The following is an 18,169-nucleotide window of genomic DNA, read 5'->3' as shown; positions in this document are numbered from 1 at the left end:
ACGATGTTTAGATAGCGATCAAAGGTCCGCCGCGTAAGGCGGAACCGGATCATATTGCATGGCGCGGGCAACATCCCGTGACATTTGTGGATCGAACCATTGGCCGACTAGCCAGAGCGACATGTCGATCCCGGCTGAAACACCGGCCGCGGTGACTACGTTTCCGTCACGAACATAGCGCACATGCGGCACAAGCTCTCCGTCCAGCTTCAAGCGATCAAATTCGTTGAACGCCGCCCAATGCGTGGCCGCCCGCCGCCCTTTCAGAAGGCCTGCCTTAGCCAGAACAAACGCCCCTGTGCAGACAGACGTGACCCATTCACAATCAGGCGCAATCGCCTGAACCCACGCCATGATTTCGGGATCCTCAATGACTGTGCGGGTCCCCAGCCCGCCGGGGATCAAGATGACGTCCAACGCATCCACATCAGTCATAGAAGTATGCGCTCCAACGCGCATGCCCTTCACAGCTGTAATGTCCGAGCCATCCCGCGAGATTAGTAAATTGTGTAGAGGCTCTGGATCACCGCGATGTCCCGCCACCTCATTGACCATCTGGAAGACTTCCCAAGGTCCGACAAAATCCAGCTCTTCGACATCGTCGAAAATGAGAATACCGACAGATTTCATTGCGGCCACACACAATCAAACTGTTCGCAAATTCCGATCATACTATCATCATACACAAAGCCCTCAGCGGTTGCCTGCCGCTGGAAATAAGCATCATGCTCAGTCTTCCAATAGGCGAGCGACTTGTCACCTTCGCCTTCTATATGGGCGAAACTATCGTCCACATCACAAATCGCTTTAAGCTCAATATGGCAGGTGCGGATTATAGCGCGCGGCGTGCCTGCTCCATCAGCAATAATCCAATAATCACCAATTTTGGGCTGATCACCCTCGGCAAAGTCCCTGGCTAGGCAACAGGTTGCGCGCTTCGTTCCCTCTAGAACTAAATCCAGCAACTCGTCATTCATAACAGGATTGTCGCCGAAAACATCGATTGGCGGAACAGGACCACTTTCACCGATTGCAGCGCAATAGTCTGCCCATAGCGTTTCAGCGTTCATGATGGATCATACCCACCGTTTTTCAGAAAGTCGTATTCCTCCGGCGTACTGTCACGTCCCAAAACAGCATTCCGATATGGAAAGCGCCTAAATTTCTCAATCACATCGCGGTGCGCCTTGGCGTGTCGCAGTGTGCTGCCACCATCATCTAATCGCGACCCGGACAGCTCGACACATCGGTTCTGCGCCGTCAGATCCTCAGCATGCATAAGAGGCATATAGACGAAAGACCGTTTTTTCGTAGGGATTTCCAAGTCCCAGCCGCTATCAACCATACGGTCTGTAACGCCCAAGGCATGCCCGTCCCAAGCAAAGGCACGAGGCGACCCGCGGAACATATTTCGCGGGAACTGGTCCAGCATAATGATAAGAGCTAGGGCACTCTGCGCGTCGGCTTCCCAAACTGGATGTGGAAACGGTCCTTTGGCGAGCGTCTCAGCCGCAGCTTGAAACGTCTGGCTAATCTCAGCGTCAAAGCTAGGCGTACTGTTGAACCAATGTGCCTTGGTTTCATCTGCGAACCAAAAGTCGAGAACGTCTGAAGGCGTGATCAAAGCCTGATGGCCCCACTGTTGATCTTCTCAAAAACATCCACGTCTATGCGTTCATAAGCTTTTGTCTGCGGATTACAGAAATAGACAGGCTCCGTAATCCGGTCAGGGTCAAAGCCGGCTTTGACGAGATTCGTCTTCTTGAACTTGAACGTTGAGGTCGTTTCAGACTCGCTACTCAAGCGTAGGAACACGGGCCGCGCATAATGCGGCAATTCTTTATCAAGATAGGCTTTCAGCTTTGCGAGGTCGGGCGGTGTTTCTGAAACAAGAGACGCCATACCGGCACGACCGTCATAGCCTGGAACTTCGACACCGTAGACATTGGCTTGGGTAATGCCTTCAAAGCCAGATAGAGTGCCCGCAACTTCATTCGTTGCGACATTTTCTGCTTTCCAGCGGAACGTATCACCCACCCGGTCCATGAAATAATAATAGCCATAGGCGTCTCGCTTCATCAGATCACCCGTACGGAACCATGCGTCGCCCGGTTTGAATACATTGCGTAAGATTTTTTTCTGCGTCGCCTCTTTGGTTTCATAGCCGTCAAAGCGGAAACGCGGATCATCTTCGCGAATTTCGCCAATCACTTCTCCGACTTCATCATCGTCGACACGCAGGCAAAACCCATCAGATCCGCGCGGATTTTCGCCTGTCTCAACATCATAGCGAATGATGTCGATGTTAAACTTCCATTTCAGGTAGGACGGCACACGCCCAACCGCACCGATGGGACCATCGAGATTGATTAGGCTGACATTCCCTTCCGTCGCTCCGTAAAATTCGATGACGTGCGGGATGTTGAACCGAGTGACAAAGCTCTCCCAAACTTCGGGGCGCAAGCCGTTACCGACGATCCACTGAATTTTGTGCGCGTTTTCTAGCGGATGCGGCGGTGTAGACAGGAGGAACCGACACAGCTCTCCAACATAAGTGAACATGGTTGCACCCTGGCTCACCGCTTCGTCCCAGAAGGTCGACGCGCTAAATTTTGGTCGGATGATACAGGCTCCGCCATTGGAAAAGGCTGCGCCCATTCCGACCAAACCGCCTGTGGCATGATAGAGGGGCAGAACCAGCATCATCCGGTCTTTCGCACTCGCCCTCGCGCCAGCGCCCAGACCGCGCATATAGTTCTGTGCCCGCACATGAGTGACTTTGGCCGCCTTAGGCAGACCCGTCGTCCCCGAGGTGAACATCTTCATCCCCTGCCCGCCAGCCTTGAGACCTTCGCGGGTAGATTTGGCGGGGCGATGCGGCACAATGTCCAGCAAGGCCGCGTCGAATGTCTTCATGCGCCGCTTATGCCCCTTGGGGACCTCTCCGAACGCGGCCCATTCGATCAGCCCATCATTCAAATGTTCACGCGCGCTTTTCCATCCCTCGATCAGATCGACATCGACGACAACATGGGACGCCTCGCTGATATTGACGCAATGCGCCAACGCGTTGCCGGAAAGTTGGAAGTTGATCAGAGCGGGAATCACGCCGCGTTTGGTCAGACCGAACCAGAGCGCCACATATTCGAGACGATTCCGCACAAAGACGGCGACCGTATCGCCTTTGCCAATGCCGTTCGCTTCGCACCAACCCGCCACGCGGTTGGCATAGTCTTCGGTCTCATCATAGGTCCACTGACGCTCATCTTCGATGAAAGCTACATTGGAACCGAACGCATCGACCCGCATCTCCAGCTCATCTGCAAGCAGGTGATTGGAGCTCGCATCGACGGTTTTGACCGATTTGAGCATGCGTAACATGCCCGACAAATATTTCGCTTCACGCCGCAGAGTGGAGATCATGAATTTACCCGGTCCTTGTCTATGTTCGAGCGTCCTTAAGGCAAGATCAGACAAAGAAAAACCCCGCACGAACGGCGAGGTTTTTCGTGACTAGCACACTAGCAACCTTTGGGAGGAAGGCTGACATTGCGGGACCCGTTTTCAGGTGCGTGGGACACACGCTGTTGGGTTCCTAAACCTTCTTGCAAGCAGAGTGCCAGTCCCCTCACAGATGCCTCAAGGGCGCGTGGAGGCGAGCCGGAAACCTTCAATATAGTTTGGCGGAATATAGAGCGGTTGCTCATCATAAACCGTCGTCTGGCCAGAGCGTTGATTATAGGTCACATCGCGCAGGATCAGCGTCATGCCGTCAAACCGAGCGGCGTCGAGCCGCTCATTCGGAATGAATAAGACAAGCTGATCCCGTCGCGCGCAATCGCGCTCTGAACTCACAACGATAGAATCACTGCGTCCATCACCTGGAAACATTTGGAACTCATCGAACGTATCGGCGGGCTTTTCTGACTGCGTCCGATCCGGCCGTGGACCCTTGTCGCGCTGAGGCGGAGCCGGGCGCGGGCGGCTGACAGGTGGCCGGACGGTAGGCTTAGGGGCTGGCTTGGCCACCCTTGGAGGGGTGGGGCGAGACACGGGTCGCGACGGAGGTTCACGGACAACTGACGGTCGAGGTGTTCGGCGGCGGACTGTCGGTGCCGGGTCACGTGTCTCTGGACGACGCCTCACTCTCTCAGTCGGACGCGGTGTCGGCCGTGCGACGCGATCAGGCGTCACAGACGGCGTGGTTACAGATGGATCGACGCGACTCGGTCGACGGGGTCGACGATCCGGCTTTGGCTTTGTGCCGGTCTTGCGGCCATTCTTGAAATAGTCCGCACGACCGCGTGGACGCCCTTGCCCGCTATCATCAACAATAGATGGCACGTGTGGTGTCGGTGTATCGGTTCCGGGGCGAGGTCTGGGTCTTGGTCTCGGTCTAGGCCGTGGACGAGGTCGCGGATAGGTCGGGCCGTAACCGCCATATCCATGCCCACCATAACCGTAGCCATAATCAAAGCCTCTATGCCCGAAATAAATCGGTGGAATACCTGACAATCCGCCATAGCCGGGCCTGTAATACCGATCATGATGATAGATCGTTTCTGTCACACGGGATGAACATTCCAACTCATGACTATCGCGACGGATGATCGGGACCGTTTCGCCGTTCAAAAACACAGCATCCCGCATGCGCCCAAACGAACGATCGCCTGTGTCCGTGTAAAAGAGTTCGACCTCTAACAGAACACCGTCAGTCAACGGGTCGTTATTCAGATCCCGGGCTGAGACAGTGCTACGCAGATTGACGGTCGCAGCGAGCCGGTCATCTTCTTCGAAGGGATCGAAGGTCGGGGCGACCTGTTCCGCTGCCCCTGTTCGAGAATTATATTCGGTGACAACATCATCAGCAATTTGGTCGGCCGGAATATCCGGGAAAGACAAATCGTTGGAACCGCGCTGATAGTTGGCCGATGATTGCGCTGATCCGTAACTCTGCGAGCCAGTGCTGTAGGTCTGAGCCATCACTGTAGAACTGGCTGATATAAACAGCGCGGTGGCAGACAGGACGATCACAGAACGATTTTTCATAGGGCTCCTTATGCTAGTCAGACTGAGGCTTGGCTGACATCAGCGTTAATCTGCGGTTCATCACGCCGGCTCTGCCTCATGCAGCAACTCTGCAAATCCTGAGCCGTGCGCCCAATAGGGTGAGATCATGGACAGGCTTTGATAGACACCCCGGTCGATCAGAGCCTTGGTTGGCACCTCACCCTCGCGCAGACTGTGATATTGAAGCCAGAAGGTAAAATGCTGCGCCAGACGCGCTGTGAGCGCCGCTTTTTCCCCCTCACCAAACGCTAGATGCCCACCCTCTTCCAAGTCGGACAGCAACGAAAACGCTGTTCGCTCTTTCAGCCCTAGAAGCCGAGAAAACGGAACCTTCAGTTCAGGCACGCGGTCGATCAATTCGGTCGGGTTGCGATAAAAAAAGCGGAAATCCCAAATTTCCTCAAAGATAATATAGAGGAATATCCAATTATCCTGCAGAGCCAACGGCTCACTAATCGGGGCGCTCAGAACCTGACGCAGCTCAATCTCGAAATCCGAGAACAGCTCGCGAATAATCGGCTCTTTGCCTTTGTAATGGTAATAGAGATTACCTGGTGAGATCCCGATGACCGAGGCGATGTCGACCGAACTCACCGCATGTTCGCCCTCATTATTGAACAGGGCCAGCGCGGTGCGAAGGATCGTATCCTTAGTCTTGGATCGGGCTGGCCGTTCCTCTGACATAACAGATCAGCTCGTCTTTTTTGTCGCTGGTTTCTTTGTCGCCGCTTTCTTAGCAGGCGCCTTCTTGGCAGGCGCCTTCTTGGCAGGCGCCTTCTTGGCAGGCGTTTTTTTGGTGGTCGCCTTTTTCGCTGTGGTCTTGCGCGTCGTCGTCCGCTTTGGCGAGGGGCTCGCCTTTAGAAGGGCGTCGAGTTTCGCTTCGATACTGGTCAGGCGCGCTTCAACGGCGTCGATCCGATCATCGGACGATCCGCCTGAAAGGCGATCGCGCATGGCCTGAATCCGGTCATCAATGCCCAGGCTATCGTTCAGATCGGATGCCTTACCGGCCAGTTGCGCCCCTTTGACTTTGGCCGCCATTTCCAGCTTCTCACCCTTTTCGGCGAGGCTTTCAAACACATCAGACGATGATCCGCTCAGATTACCGCTCAAACCACGAATGGCTTCGCGGCTATCTTCGAACGCCTTGCCATACGCGCCAATCCCCGCGAGCCAGATACGTCGTGCCATGTCACTCGTTTTTTTCGGGTTCTTATCGTCGGCCATGGCGGTGTCCTTTGGTTGCGGGGTTAGAAACTAAGCGTGGGCGCGAGCCGAATCGTTGGCGTGAACGAAGCTCGCCGCGACGGACGGCACTTCGACCGGTTCGGCATGCGGGATCGGCATTTCGGGTTCGCTGAAGAAATCACGAATGAGGTCAACGGTCTCTTCCCGGCGGGTCAGCAGGAATAGATGACCTGCGCCATCGATAATTTCCAGACGAGACCGGCGATAGAGGGCGTGCAGGATACGACCATTGATTGGCGGGACAATATGATCCTTGCTGCCCATAATGATGAGCGTCCGTGCCCGGATGCGGCGAGCAATCGGTAAGGACGACCACCCCATCATAGCGCCGAGCTGGAACAGATAGCCCTTCACGGATGGCGGCACCATATTGACAGTGAATTCACCGGAATGCTCGGCCGCATCGCCGTAGAGAGTTTCAAAATTCTTCTTCAGAAAATCGCGGTCAATATAGCGTTTTGGCGACGCCATCTTAGACAAGGCTTTGGGATTACCCGGCACCATCGTCCAACCGGGCGAAGTCGCGCACAGCACCAGACGTCGCGTCATAGCTTTGTTTTGCCATGCAAATTGCTGCGCCGGACCGCCGCCCCAGGACACGCCCAACACGTCGACACGGTGATAGCCATTGTCAGTCAGGATCTGCTTGGCGGCCTTCGCAACCCACCAAGGACGGTAAGGGAAGGTTGGATCGGGCGACCCGCCAATTCCGGGCATGTCGAAAGTGATGATATCGCGACCGGTGAATGTATCGGCAAAGAGCTGCGCGATTTCGAGGTTGGCGCCAATGCCATTGAAAAACAGCAGCGGTGTGCGTTTCCCAAAACCCTTATCCACCCCGGTCCAGATCGCTGTGCGAAGCTTCTGATTGCCGATCTTCGAAAAGAAGATACGCGGCAGGTTCGGCTGAAACGGCATTAAGGTCTTTCCCGGTCACTGGACCGTGTCCCTACGGCCACAGGTCTTATGCCTTGGTCCGTCGTTAATTCCTTGTAGTAATGGGTTAACCTCGCTTTGTGAAAGGTTAAAATCAGTCGGGAAAGGCAGGGCAAAACGTCCCACCGCCCATCACGGGGTCGGCCTGTGTCGCGGGAGTGTCGAGTGACACGAGCGCGGACGCCACCCATCGACGGATGACAAGGGAAATACCGTTTTACGACAGACAAACGTCCGCGCGCTCGGATGGCACACCCGATCAAAAGCGTCGTGTCTACCGACGGCCCACCATGAGCACACGCCGGGAGGGGGTTAGACGAGAAATGCGCTTTCGACGCACACCCGCCTGCCCCCTGCTTCGGAAGGGGCGCATCGGGCGGGTCTTACCGCTGCCGACTCGTTCGCGCTCCCGAACCATCATCAATCGCTTCGCCGGATGGAGCCGCGTACGCCGCATAAGATCGCACACCGCCCAGCCTACCGAACCCCGCCAAACTCCCAAGGGAGTCTGTTCTTCCCGAAAGCAATGCACTCTCTCGTGTCCGGAGCGGGTGAGGCTAAGAGAACACGAAAATCGATGGCGGGGATGGATTGGGGTGAGTTTCTTTGAACTCACCTGTATTATCCTGAACAAGGAGGTGGGCCATCAGATTCAGTGAGCGTTAGATAACCCTCACATCCTTGATCGGGCTGTCCGGGTCGAAATAGCCTTTTTCCTTGGGGAAGCTGACCTCGATCATCCGCATGACGGCGTCATAGGCGCGGGCGCGCATAGGCTCCGGGACAAGGACTTCGTTGGTCTCGTCACGAAGACATTCATAGAGGTTTTCCAGCGTAATCCGCTTCATGTGCGGGCAAAGATTGCAGGGGCGGACGAAATCAACCGTCGGATTGGCCATCGCAACATTATCGCTCATCGAGCATTCGGTTAGCAGGATGACCTTGCCCGGACTGTGGTCGCCGACATAATCACTCATCGCTTTCGTCGACCCAGTAAAATCGCTCTCAGCGACGACTTCTGGCGGACATTCAGGGTGCGCTAGCACGACCACGCCCGGATGAGCCTCGCGCATTTCGCGCACATCTTGGGCAGAGAACCGCGCATGAACTTCGCAGCGACCATGCCACGCGATGATCTCAATATCGGTCTGACGGGCAACGTTTTTGGCTAGAAACTCGTCCGGCAACATGATGACTTTGTCGACACCACGTGCCTTCGCGATGTGTTCGACAATCGCCACCGCATTAGAGCTCGTGCAGCAAATATCGCTCTCCGCTTTCACATCAGCGGACGTGTTTACATAGGTCACGACCGGGATGCCGGGATAACGCTGCTTGATCAGTTGCACATCCGCGCCCGTGATCGAACTCGCCAGCGAACATCCGGCGCGCATGGATGGAATGAGCACTTTTTTGTTCGGGCAGAGGATTTTGGACGTTTCCGCCATAAAATGGACACCGCCTTGGATGATCAGATCCGCCTCGGTCTTCGTCGCTTCAATCGCGAGACCGAGACTGTCGCCAACATAATCACCGACCAAGGCGAAAATATCCGGCGTCATGTAATTATGCGCCAACACCACTGCGTTTTTCTGTTTTTTTAATTCGTTGATGGCGTGAACCAACGGCGCGTAGGCTGGCCATTCAAATTCAGGAATGAAATCCGACACTTGCTCATAGAGGTGATCCGTCGCGGCTTTAACCTCATCCGTGTAGGGCAGGTCTTTGGGATAGCCGTCCAGATCCTTCCCCGGCACGGCGCAAACGCCGTTCTCGACCTCAAGCGTTTGCCCGATCCAGCGGCCATTTTCCCAATTTAAGAGCTCTTTACCCATGTCGGTCCTTCGTGTGACTCAGGTTCAATATAAGGGTTATCAGCCGAACACGAAAGGCACGGCGAGGACTAAGGCCCCGCACAGAAAGCCGAGTGCTATAGCGGCATCGGAGAGTTTTGATGCCGGACGCGGCGCGCGCCGATCAATGATGCGCCCCATAAAGCCAAATATGATCGCTGCTGCAGAACCAACCAGCGCCCAGAGCGGAACGGTGACATTGGCAAAGCCCTGCGGTCCGTCCGCGTTCATACGCAAGCCATACAGATTAAAGGTCGACGTTGTACCGATGGCCAGTCCGAGCAGGGCGAGAACGTTGATAAACAGGCGCATTTGATCCTCCGAAACAGCAGGTTTGCGCTGCGAATGGACAGAGCGAGGCGCGGCGTCAAGGCGCGGTAGATTCCACAGGGCCGAGCTAGCGCGGTCAGACCGGGCGGGTTAAAGCGCCGCCATGATCAAGACCGCCCTCTATCACCTCTTCGTGCCGTCCGGTCGGACCGACCGCAAAACGTTCTGGATCACGCTGGCTGCTTTTGCTGCGTTGGTCGTTGGGTTCAAGGCTGGACTATTCATGAACGATACGGGGGGCGCCGTTTACTTTTGGGGATTTCTGATCTGGCTGACCATGTTCTTTTGCGGTGTTTTCGCGATCTATGGCAAGCGATTGAAGGATTTCGGCCGATCCGTCCTACCGATTGTCACGGTGCTGACAGCCATCATCATCGTTTTGATTATCATTATGCTCGCCAATGGCGGCGCTGAATATTTCGACGCCTATTCCCAATATGACCGCAAAGCGACGATCGACCCAGAGATTCGCCGCGAAATCAATGCCCGTTACGAGGCCCGGATGGCCGGGGCTGCCCCGCTCGTGACGCTCTCGACCAGCGCTCTTATCATCGGTTTTACGCTCTGGGTCGGGCTGACAAAAGGCGACCCTAACGACAATCGCTACGGACCACCGCCAAAATAGGAGTCGGAATCTTCTTGCAAAAGCGCGGAATTTTGCCAGTTTCCCCTCAACAACCTTGAGAGGGAAAGAATCCATGGGTAATCTACTATTTTCACCAAGCGGCCGTATCGGCCCATCTGCCTATATGAAGGGCATGATCGTCTTGGCCGTCATCAGCGCTATCATCAGCATCATACCGCTCTTCAGCCCTGGCTTGGCCATGATCCTTGGACTGGCGTCCATCATCTTGATCATTCCATTCGTCTTCCTGGGCATCAAACGAAGCCATGACGCCGGCAAGTCAGGCTGGATGGTTCTCACTCACATTCTACTCTTCATCGGCGTCAGCGTGGCTTTGACGTTCATTCTCGGCGCCTTGGGCCTTGGCCCCTCGCCTGAAATGGAAGCAGCTGTAAACGCCGCCGGCGAGGCAGGCGATCTGGGTGAAGTCATGCGACTGAGCGGTGAAATGGCTAAGGAATCGGCTATCCCGGGCGCAGTCGCAAGCTTGGTAGGAACGCTTCTCAGCGCCTATCTGATTAACATGTTCAACAAGCAAGATGGCGGCGACAATCAGTACGGCCCCGTTCCAGCGGCTTAAAATAAGTCACATCTGAAACATTGAAGCCCGCCTTTTGGCGGGCTTTTTCATGGCTAAAGCACAGATCCAAAGAGACGATTGAAGTTTCGCTGCAAAGCCTCGTCCACATCTGCCAGAGTCGCCGGCACACCCAGATCAGCCAATGACGTCACACCGAATTCGCGAATGCCACACGGCACGATCCCATCGAAGTGAGAAAGATCTGGGTTCACATTGATCGAAAGCCCATGAAAACTGACCCATCGGCGAATACGAATACCAATGGCTGCGATCTTCGCTTCAGTGCCGTCATCGCGGGCAACCCAAACCCCAATCCGTCCCTCGCGACGCTCGCCCGTCACGCCGAATTCTGCCAGCGCATCAATAACCAACTGTTCTACACCCGACACGAAGCAACGCACATCACGACCGCGGTCACGCAGATCTAGCATCAGATAGGCCACACGCTGGCCTGGGCCGTGATAGGTATATTGCCCGCCTCTTCCGGCCTGAAAAACGGGAAATCGGTTTGCATCGACCAGATCCGACGCATTGGCACTCGTGCCAGCCGTATAGAGCGGCGGGTGTTCCAGCAGCCAGACCTGCTCACGCGCCTCATGCGCTGCGACTGCGGCGGCCCGCGCCTCCATCTGGTTAAGCGCGTCTTCGTAAGCGACGGGCGCTTGCGCATGCGTCCACTCGACGGGCTGTTCAGAGACAAGCGCTGCACGCCCCCCCTCGACGACAGGCCGAGGGTTTACGTCCGCAGCCACGTTAGGGTCGGCCAAAACCGTCTAACGCTTCGCGCAGCACCTCGGTGGCCTCTGGGTGGTTTGTGTAGATACGCCGCAATTCTTCCATCACCGTCTGTTGCGACTCTGCCAATTCAGAACCGCGAGAGGCGAGCGCTGCAATGTCTGAAAAACTCGGCTGATCCATCGTCTCGAACCGATCAAACATGATCTTATAGTCTTTGATCATCGCTTCAATATTAGGGCGAACGGCTTCGGCGGTCTCGGCACTATCGACGCTCGCAAGCAGCTTACCGAGTTGATTTCCATCAGCAATCATGCGGTCAGCCATCGCCGGCACACCCATTTCGGCCACCGATTCTTTATTCAGAGCGGCAGTCTCAGGCGTTTCTGTGACTTGTTCTACCTTCGTTTCATCCCCGCTACAGGCGACAAGAAGGGACAAGCTAGCAATAGCGAAAAGATGTTTCATACCACGCACATATGATGGGGGCCGACCCATCGCAAGCGTGTGCAGCGGGGCTAACAAGCATGTAGAGCCATCGCTGAGCAATCCGACTGTCACTCTATCGCATAGAAGCCGCAAAAGCCGCTTGCCAGACCGTTGCACCCATCGTTATAGGCGCGCCACCTTAGACGTGCGGCCGTGGCGGAATTGGTAGACGCGCAGCGTTGAGGTCGCTGTGGGGTAACACCCGTGGAAGTTCGAGTCTTCTCGGCCGCACCATTATCTTTTGTAAGAACCTGCTCTTTTTACGACGGGTACGTTCAGGCTTAGTCATGACGGTTGAGCAACAAGAAACGCTCTGGCCAATGTGCTTACGACGTCTCGTCACGACCGCCAAATTCGCAACCATATATGTCGCGGACTGACTGTCTTGCATACTAGATCCAACAAGAACTCTCGGAACGATTAGCACCCATAATTGTTGTTACAGCTCACCGCGCCTTTCCGTTTTATCGGTTGAGGACTCGTTACTTTCGATAGGAAGCTTGTGTCCGACCCCGTAACACCTTTTGAACTTGGTCGAATGATGCTCGCGAGCAGTCAGCGTTGTTTTACCTCGAAATCGTATTCCGAACGACAATCATTTACGCATACACGTTTGCACTCCTGCGTTTCTTTGGTCGGCGTACAAAATCTCAGCTGTCTCTTATGGACGTCATTGTCGTCGTTGCACTAGGCTCCGCCGTTGGTGACGTCGCCTTTTACCCTCAAGTTCCACTGCTTCATTGTTTGCTCGTGGTCACCCTGATCGTAGGTTTTAACAAAGCCATTGTTCAACTGACACAGTCCAACAAACGGATTCGACAATTGGTCGAGGGTGAGCCGACCAAGGTTGTTGAGGACGGTGTCATCCAAATGCAAAAACTTGAATCGACCAGTCTTGGTCTGCGGGCCTTACTCGAACTGTTGCGGCTAAAAGGTGTCTCAAATTTGGGACAACTTGATCTCGTCATCCTTGAACCCAGCTGTCAGCTGAGCCTCTATAAGAAGGATGAACCCGTTGCCGGTCTTTCTATTTTGCCAGAGGATGATGGTGATATCGACGCTGTTGAGGCGCACCAATCTGATAACAGATGCTGCAAAAGTTGCGGCGCTAGACGCGAGGATGATGGCAACGCTTGCTTAAATTCAGGCTGCCGAGACAGCGCTGTTCAGATGCGAACAATGCCGAGGTTTGCAGCATGAGAAAAGTCATTAAAAAACATCTGAACAACCAGATGAGCCACCGACTAACGGCGCCGACGCTCGGTGAAACAGCCATTGCGACCCAAGCGATTGAATTTATCCAAAGCGACAATTTTCCGTGCGTCGGAGCCAAAGCGGCGCTGGTCCAAGGCAATATTGAGTTTCGGATTTATGAGTCCTTGGACAGCGCTGACTGCGAGACATCATTGCATTTGGATCTACAAGAATATGTCACTCAGTTGAATGTTGACGATCCGCGAGTTCAGTCCTTTGCGGCCATCTTCCTGAATTCTCCAAATCAGACTGAAGCCCAGTTTGAAGTGTCTTTATGGAGCCGATTAAAGGGCCTATCTGACATGAATGCGGATCTGGACTATGAGTGGAGCCCAAACACATCACCTGACCCTGAGAACCCTCATTTTTCTATGAGCCTTGCGGGACACCCTTTCTTTATCGTCGGGATGCATCCGGGCGCATCTCGGCTCGCGCGTCGATCTCCTTTTACGATGCTCGTGTTCAATTCAAACCTTCAGTTCAACGCACTCAAAGCCGATGGACGTTATGCCAAGCTCCAAAAAGTAATTCGTGAAAGAGACGCAGCCTTGCAGGGGTCGATCAACCCCAACCTTGCTGACTTTGGTGAAAGTTCAGAAGCTAGACAATATTCAGGACGGCCCGTCGGCTCAGAATGGCGTTGCCCTGTCGATTTCGAGGATAAACCATGACGAAGACGACGCTTATAGAAGGTCGCATTCAACCACGGTCGGGGGTCCATCTAAGCTTGGCCAAAGGCGATATTCTGACGGTTATTGATCCTGAGGGTGAGCAGGTTTCTGACCTGATCGCCTATAATGCCGATGACTTGTCGGAATATATCTCATCGGGCCGGAGCATAGATTATGCCAGCCGCATGTTCTTGACAGTGCGGGATGTCGTATATTCAAACCGATCCAATCCTATGCTGACGATCATCCACGACGAGGTTGGACGGCACGATTTTACGCTGACCCCGTGTTCAGCCGAGATGTTCAGAAAGCTCTACTCAGAGGACGAGCCGCATCGGGGTTGTGAAGGAAATCTGACCGCTGCGGTCGCGCCCTTAGGTCTTTCGCGCGACGATGTGCCGGTCGCGTTTAACATATTCATGTATGTCCACGTCGATAGCGAAACGGGAAAAATCGAGGTCAGGCCGCCGCTGAGTAAGCCAGGCGACTGTATCCGCTTTCGCGCTGAGATGGATCTTGAGATCGCATTGACGGCATGTTCCGCCGGGCAGTCAAACAATTTTCGGTATAAGCCCATCGACTATGTTGTGACGCGCTAACCAATCAATCTCACGACGGATATAGAGAGACCGACAGTCTAAGGATCGAAGGTCGCATCGAACAACATTTGCGCGATACTCGTTGCCAATGTCACAAAATTGGCAGACTCAATTTCTGAAAAGAGAGCCTCATACTCTGAAGACGCAATGGCGCGCAGTGACCAGTGAGGGTACGCTCTTATAGTCTCATTTGACCAAAGCTGCGTTGTGACATTCAAATGTCTCTCATCCGCTTGGATTTTTCCCTTTAAAACCTCTGTATCCCCTTCTGGCCCTTCAAGAAGCTGCATGACTGAGCGGCCATCACTGATAAGGAAACCCGAAATATTTCTGCGCTTATTTTCCGCAGCAAATCCTGCGACCAGCTGATCAATCTCAACCTGACTCTGAGGGGTCGAGAACTGACTCGTATAGAGCCAGACCATCACTCGATCTGGTTGACTTGTCATAGGCTCCCACCCGGAATAGCAGTGCCCTCGGTCAGAGCGATTTAACTCAGCAATCGATTATTGGGGGCGATATCCATCAAAACCTCCAGCAATGTCATTAACACCAGATAGTTCGATATTCAATTCGTTCCCCTTAGCTTTGGCTTTCAATATGTCTGTTCCTGAGTTTCGTATCTGATTGTAAAGAGGCGGTCATGATAGGTTAAAGACACAGCGCCCAAGTCTGGCATGACGTCTACGAATGCTGGATCTGAAACATATAAGCCGCCTGTGAACGTGCCAAAAGACGGCATGATGATCCGGTCTTCACTGATCGCAAAACAAGGCGCCGTCACGGATCCCGCGCGGGATCCAATTTTGGCTTTGGGATGGTAATGCCCGCAAATATTGATCCCGGCAGCGTGGTCATGTGGGTGATGCGTGAGTAGGAAGCCGTCTATCTCGACATGGTCCTGTCTTTCACCAGATACAGCACTCGGAATATCTGGATCATGGTTGCCCAATATCCAGATCAGCTTGCAGTTTTCAGAATGAATAGCCCTTAATTGAGACGAGGCCTCTGGTGATAATCGCTGATCGGCGTGAATATCGTGAAAACTGTCACCCAATGCGATGATACGCGCCGGGTTATATGCATCTGCCAGATCGCGTAATCGAGCGATCGTGTCCTGAGTGTCGAAGGCAGGCAAAACAGAGCGACCAACCTCACGCAAATAACTGCCCTTTTCGAGGTGCATATCGGCGACCAGCAATGTCTGGCTCGATGGAAGAAAGGCCGCTTTTCTTGCGTCTAGTATAATGTCTCCGGCGCGGGTTTTAAGAGTTTGTCTCTCGGTCATTTATGAACTCTTGAACCTTGTTTAGTCGCATGGCGGCCTGAGAGTCGTGACTAGCACGTTCCAAAATCGCGATCTTCGCGTCGCCAATAACCGTCTCTTTTCCCAACTGCATCATGGCCGGAATCGATAAGGGTGATGCATGGGGCAAGGCTTTGTGAGTAACCCTACCCTGCACATCTGCAAGCCAGTTTCGCAGGCGCGGAATGTCCAAAAGGTCGCGCTCAGCCTCTTCTCGTGCGATCCTTAGTAAGATGTGATCCGGATCGTATTTCAGCAAAACATCATAGATTAAATCTGTGCTGAATGTGACTTGCTTCATTGTCCGCTTAGCACCCGGAAGGCGCTGCTCTGTTAGCCCTGCAATCGTCGCAATTTTCCGAAAACTACGTTTGACCATTGGGGCTTCAACGACCCACATTTCATATTCTTCGGAGAGGACGTCCTCAGATAATAAGCTCTCAACATCCTCAACAGGCTCCATCGATGTGATCGTCAACGCGTAATCGGTAATAGAATAAGTCAGAGGTTTAAATCCGAGTGTTTCCATCCTTCGGGTCATCAACAGGCCTAAGGCCATATTGACCTTTCGACCTTCGAAACTGTGCACGACAATAACGTTCACACCGCGATCAAAGAAACTCTCGATGAGAACACCGGCCTCTTGCGGCAGGTCCGAAAACTGTGCCTGAAGCGTCAGCCAGTTTTGAATCTGCTCTGGAAGAGTATTCCAGTTCTGCGAGTCCGCCAGCAGAGTGCGTACCCCGTCCGCCAAGAATGTGGAAAGCGGCATCATACCGCCAGCATAGGCTGGAACTTTAGGCGGCGTGCGTTTCGGTGCCGGACTCGCTTCCAGAGCCATATCGCGCACGCCGTGATACCTCAGAACCTCGCCGCCAAATAGGAATGTGTCCCCGGGCGCGAGACCCATCACAAAACGTTCTTCAATATCGCCAATATTTCGCCCGCGCTTGGATTTCATATTTGGAAAGCGCCGGACCTTCAGCTTGGCATATTCGACAATTGTGCCGATGTTCATGCGATGACGCCGGGCTTGTTGCGGCGTCGATATTTCATAGCCGCGTGACGTGGAATTTAGTCGTGAAAACCGGTCATAGGATCTGAGCGCGTAGCCACCATCTTCTGCAAATCTGACGAGAAGGTCGAAATCCGATTTGGCTAAATTACGATAGGGCCATGCGCTTCTGATCTCATTCAGGGTTTGGCGTTTCTTGAATTTTCCAGCGCACGCCCGGTTGACGATATATTGGACGGCCACATCCATGGCCCCGTCCGTGTAATCCTCACCATCACGCTGCCCGGCATCAATCGCCTTGATTGCCACAGCGCATTCGACCGCTTCCAAGGGGTTACACGGCACCATTAACGCCTCAGATGGTTCGTCCATCCGGTGATTGGAGCGACCAATCCGCTGTAGCAATCGACTAACACCTTTGGGCGCGCCAACCTGCAAGATGAGGTCCACATCTCCCCAATCAATGCCCATCTCTAGGGCGGATGTGGACACGACCGCCCTGATCTTTCCGGATGCAATCATCGCTTCTGTTCGCTGTCGCCGCTCGCGCGATAAAGAACCGTGATAGAGCCCGATAGGCAGGTGATCGTCGTTGATTTGCCAGAGTTGTTGGAACAGCAATTCGGTTTGCGCCCGCGTATTGACGAAAACGATCGTGCTATTGGCCGTCTTAATAGCCTTATAAATCTCCTTTACTGCGAACCGTGAGTTATGCCCGCCCAGCGGATAGCGTGTTTCAGGATCCATGATCTGAATACGAGGCGCCGCATCACCTTTGACCTCAAGAACATGTGCAGGGCTTCCCGTCGGACCCAACCATTTTGCAGCAGAGTCTGCATCCGCGATGGTTGCTGAAAGCCCGAACCTTATATGACCCGGGGCGAGCGTTTTAAGGCGCGATAGGGCTAAGGATGTAAAGTCACCCCGTTTGTTCGTTGCAAAACTATGCAGCTCATCAATGATCACAGTCTTGAGATTTGAGAAATAGTGTTCTGCGTCCGGGTAGGACAAAAGCAGCATCAAACTTTCTGGCGTCGTCAATAATATGTCAGGCGGCGTTTTACGCTGTTTCGTCCGTTGATAGGACTTCGTGTCCCCTGTGCGGACGCCGATTTTAATCGGCAAATTAAGATCATCAACGGGCCTATTCAAATTCCGTTCGATGTCATTCGTCAGCGCGCGCAGAGGCGAGATATAAAGGGTATGAAGGCTCGCGGGTGCACCGTCTGGCTTGTCTGACAGGTCGATCAAACTCGGTAAAAAGCCTGCCAGCGTCTTTCCGCCACCTGTTGGCGCGATCAGCAATGTGTTTTGGCGACGCTCAAACGCTTCGACCATTGAACGTTGATAGTCGCGTATCCGCCAATTCTGATCGGTGAACCAATGTTCAATTTTTGCGGGAACTTCTATCATCGTCATTCGCTACTTCATCAACAGACCATCATCCTCACAGGCCGA

20 protein-coding genes and 1 tRNA gene are annotated in these 18,169 nt (G+C 53.8%); 6 read left to right on the top strand and 15 right to left on the bottom strand.

Features of this window, described 5'->3' with window-relative positions; all coding sequences use genetic code 11:
• Positions 1 to 18: 18 nt before the first annotated feature.
• The 10 genes from QQL54_RS13395 to QQL54_RS13350 form a co-directional block, all read right to left on the bottom strand.
• Complete coding sequence (locus QQL54_RS13395; RefSeq protein ID WP_284392496.1) at positions 19 to 630, bottom strand: DJ-1/PfpI family protein; 612 nt, start codon at positions 628 to 630, stop codon at positions 19 to 21.
• A complete protein-coding gene (locus QQL54_RS13390) occupies positions 627 to 1,070 on the bottom strand; it encodes an ASCH domain-containing protein (protein WP_284391645.1) in 444 nt (147 codons plus the stop codon). Before QQL54_RS13390 ends, QQL54_RS13395 begins: the two co-directional genes overlap by 4 nt.
• Positions 1,067 to 1,624 (bottom strand): DUF924 family protein, encoded by a 558-nt coding sequence (locus tag QQL54_RS13385; RefSeq protein ID WP_284391643.1) that lies wholly within the window; start codon positions 1,622 to 1,624, stop codon positions 1,067 to 1,069. The genes QQL54_RS13390 and QQL54_RS13385 overlap by 4 nt, the downstream gene beginning before the upstream one ends.
• Positions 1,621 to 3,423 carry a long-chain-acyl-CoA synthetase gene (locus tag QQL54_RS13380; RefSeq protein ID WP_284391641.1) on the bottom strand — a complete coding sequence of 601 codons (1,803 nt, stop codon included), beginning with the start codon at positions 3,421 to 3,423 and terminating at the stop codon, positions 1,621 to 1,623. The genes QQL54_RS13385 and QQL54_RS13380 overlap by 4 nt, the downstream gene beginning before the upstream one ends.
• Before the next feature lie 216 nt (positions 3,424 to 3,639).
• Positions 3,640 to 5,049 (bottom strand): hypothetical protein, encoded by a 1,410-nt coding sequence (locus QQL54_RS13375; RefSeq protein ID WP_284391639.1) that lies wholly within the window; start codon positions 5,047 to 5,049, stop codon positions 3,640 to 3,642.
• Between the two features lie 60 nt (positions 5,050 to 5,109).
• Positions 5,110 to 5,754 carry a TetR/AcrR family transcriptional regulator gene (locus QQL54_RS13370; protein WP_284391637.1) on the bottom strand — a complete coding sequence of 215 codons (645 nt, stop codon included), beginning with the start codon at positions 5,752 to 5,754 and terminating at the stop codon, positions 5,110 to 5,112.
• A gap of 6 nt (positions 5,755 to 5,760) precedes the next feature.
• On the bottom strand, positions 5,761 to 6,297 hold the full coding sequence (locus tag QQL54_RS13365; protein ID WP_284391635.1) for a phasin family protein: 537 nt from the start codon (positions 6,295 to 6,297) through the stop codon (positions 5,761 to 5,763).
• Between the two features lie 30 nt (positions 6,298 to 6,327).
• Positions 6,328 to 7,236, bottom strand: a complete 909-nt coding sequence (locus QQL54_RS13360; protein ID WP_284391633.1) for an alpha/beta fold hydrolase — start codon at positions 7,234 to 7,236, stop codon at positions 6,328 to 6,330.
• Positions 7,237 to 7,916: 680 nt separating this feature from the next.
• Entirely contained in the window at positions 7,917 to 9,089 is a 1,173-nt protein-coding gene (gene nadA, locus QQL54_RS13355; protein WP_284391631.1) for a quinolinate synthase NadA, read from the bottom strand.
• A 39-nt stretch (positions 9,090 to 9,128) separates the two neighbouring features.
• Complete coding sequence (locus tag QQL54_RS13350) at positions 9,129 to 9,419, bottom strand: hypothetical protein (RefSeq protein WP_284391629.1); 291 nt, start codon at positions 9,417 to 9,419, stop codon at positions 9,129 to 9,131.
• A 121-nt stretch (positions 9,420 to 9,540) separates the two neighbouring features.
• Here QQL54_RS13350 and QQL54_RS13345 point away from each other — a divergent pair, with 121 nt between their 5' ends.
• Entirely contained in the window at positions 9,541 to 10,062 is a 522-nt protein-coding gene (locus tag QQL54_RS13345; protein ID WP_284391627.1) for a DUF805 domain-containing protein, read from the top strand.
• Positions 10,063 to 10,135: 73 nt separating this feature from the next.
• Positions 10,136 to 10,642, top strand: coding sequence for a DUF805 domain-containing protein (locus QQL54_RS13340; protein ID WP_284391624.1), 507 nt, complete (start codon positions 10,136 to 10,138; stop codon positions 10,640 to 10,642).
• A 53-nt stretch (positions 10,643 to 10,695) separates the two neighbouring features.
• Here QQL54_RS13340 and lipB read toward each other — a convergent pair whose 3' ends face one another.
• On the bottom strand, positions 10,696 to 11,409 hold the full coding sequence (gene lipB / locus QQL54_RS13335; protein ID WP_284391622.1) for a lipoyl(octanoyl) transferase LipB: 714 nt from the start codon (positions 11,407 to 11,409) through the stop codon (positions 10,696 to 10,698).
• Positions 11,396 to 11,845 (bottom strand): hypothetical protein, encoded by a 450-nt coding sequence (locus QQL54_RS13330; protein WP_284391620.1) that lies wholly within the window; start codon positions 11,843 to 11,845, stop codon positions 11,396 to 11,398. Before QQL54_RS13330 ends, lipB begins: the two co-directional genes overlap by 14 nt.
• Positions 11,846 to 12,013: 168 nt before the next feature.
• On the opposite strand from QQL54_RS13330, the gene QQL54_RS13325 reads away from it, so the two are divergent.
• The 4 genes from QQL54_RS13325 (at position 12,014) to QQL54_RS13310 (ending at position 14,390) form a co-directional block, all read left to right on the top strand.
• Positions 12,014 to 12,100, top strand: a tRNA-Leu gene (locus tag QQL54_RS13325).
• Positions 12,101 to 12,529: 429 nt separating this feature from the next.
• Positions 12,530 to 13,066: a DUF421 domain-containing protein gene (locus QQL54_RS13320; RefSeq protein ID WP_284391615.1), complete on the top strand. Its 537-nt coding sequence runs from the start codon at positions 12,530 to 12,532 to the stop codon at positions 13,064 to 13,066.
• On the top strand, positions 13,063 to 13,791 hold the full coding sequence (gntA, locus tag QQL54_RS13315; RefSeq protein ID WP_284391613.1) for a guanitoxin biosynthesis heme-dependent pre-guanitoxin N-hydroxylase GntA: 729 nt from the start codon (positions 13,063 to 13,065) through the stop codon (positions 13,789 to 13,791). Before QQL54_RS13320 ends, gntA begins: the two co-directional genes overlap by 4 nt.
• Complete coding sequence (locus QQL54_RS13310) at positions 13,788 to 14,390, top strand: urea carboxylase-associated family protein (protein ID WP_284391611.1); 603 nt, start codon at positions 13,788 to 13,790, stop codon at positions 14,388 to 14,390. The genes gntA and QQL54_RS13310 overlap by 4 nt, the downstream gene beginning before the upstream one ends.
• Positions 14,391 to 14,428: 38 nt before the next feature.
• Here the strand turns inward: QQL54_RS13310 and QQL54_RS13305 are convergent, their stop codons facing one another.
• The 3 genes from QQL54_RS13305 to QQL54_RS13295 all read right to left on the bottom strand — a co-directional run bounded on the left by QQL54_RS13305 (position 14,429) and on the right by QQL54_RS13295 (position 18,130).
• The gene (locus QQL54_RS13305) at positions 14,429 to 14,839 is read right to left on the bottom strand and encodes a BLUF domain-containing protein (protein ID WP_284391608.1); all 411 of its coding nucleotides are present in this window, start codon (positions 14,837 to 14,839) and stop codon (positions 14,429 to 14,431) included.
• Between the two features lie 146 nt (positions 14,840 to 14,985).
• Positions 14,986 to 15,678: a ligase-associated DNA damage response endonuclease PdeM gene (gene pdeM / locus QQL54_RS13300; protein ID WP_284391606.1), complete on the bottom strand. Its 693-nt coding sequence runs from the start codon at positions 15,676 to 15,678 to the stop codon at positions 14,986 to 14,988.
• Complete coding sequence (locus tag QQL54_RS13295; RefSeq protein WP_284391604.1) at positions 15,656 to 18,130, bottom strand: ligase-associated DNA damage response DEXH box helicase; 2,475 nt, start codon at positions 18,128 to 18,130, stop codon at positions 15,656 to 15,658. The genes pdeM and QQL54_RS13295 overlap by 23 nt, the downstream gene beginning before the upstream one ends.
• Positions 18,131 to 18,169: the final 39 nt, after the last annotated feature.

It is taken from the genome of Algimonas ampicilliniresistens, from assembly GCF_030159955.1.
Lineage (GTDB): Bacteria > Pseudomonadota > Alphaproteobacteria > Caulobacterales > Maricaulaceae > Litorimonas > Litorimonas ampicilliniresistens.
Note: the sequence above shows the minus strand (reverse complement) of the source record. Positions and strands in the feature narration are given on the sequence as shown.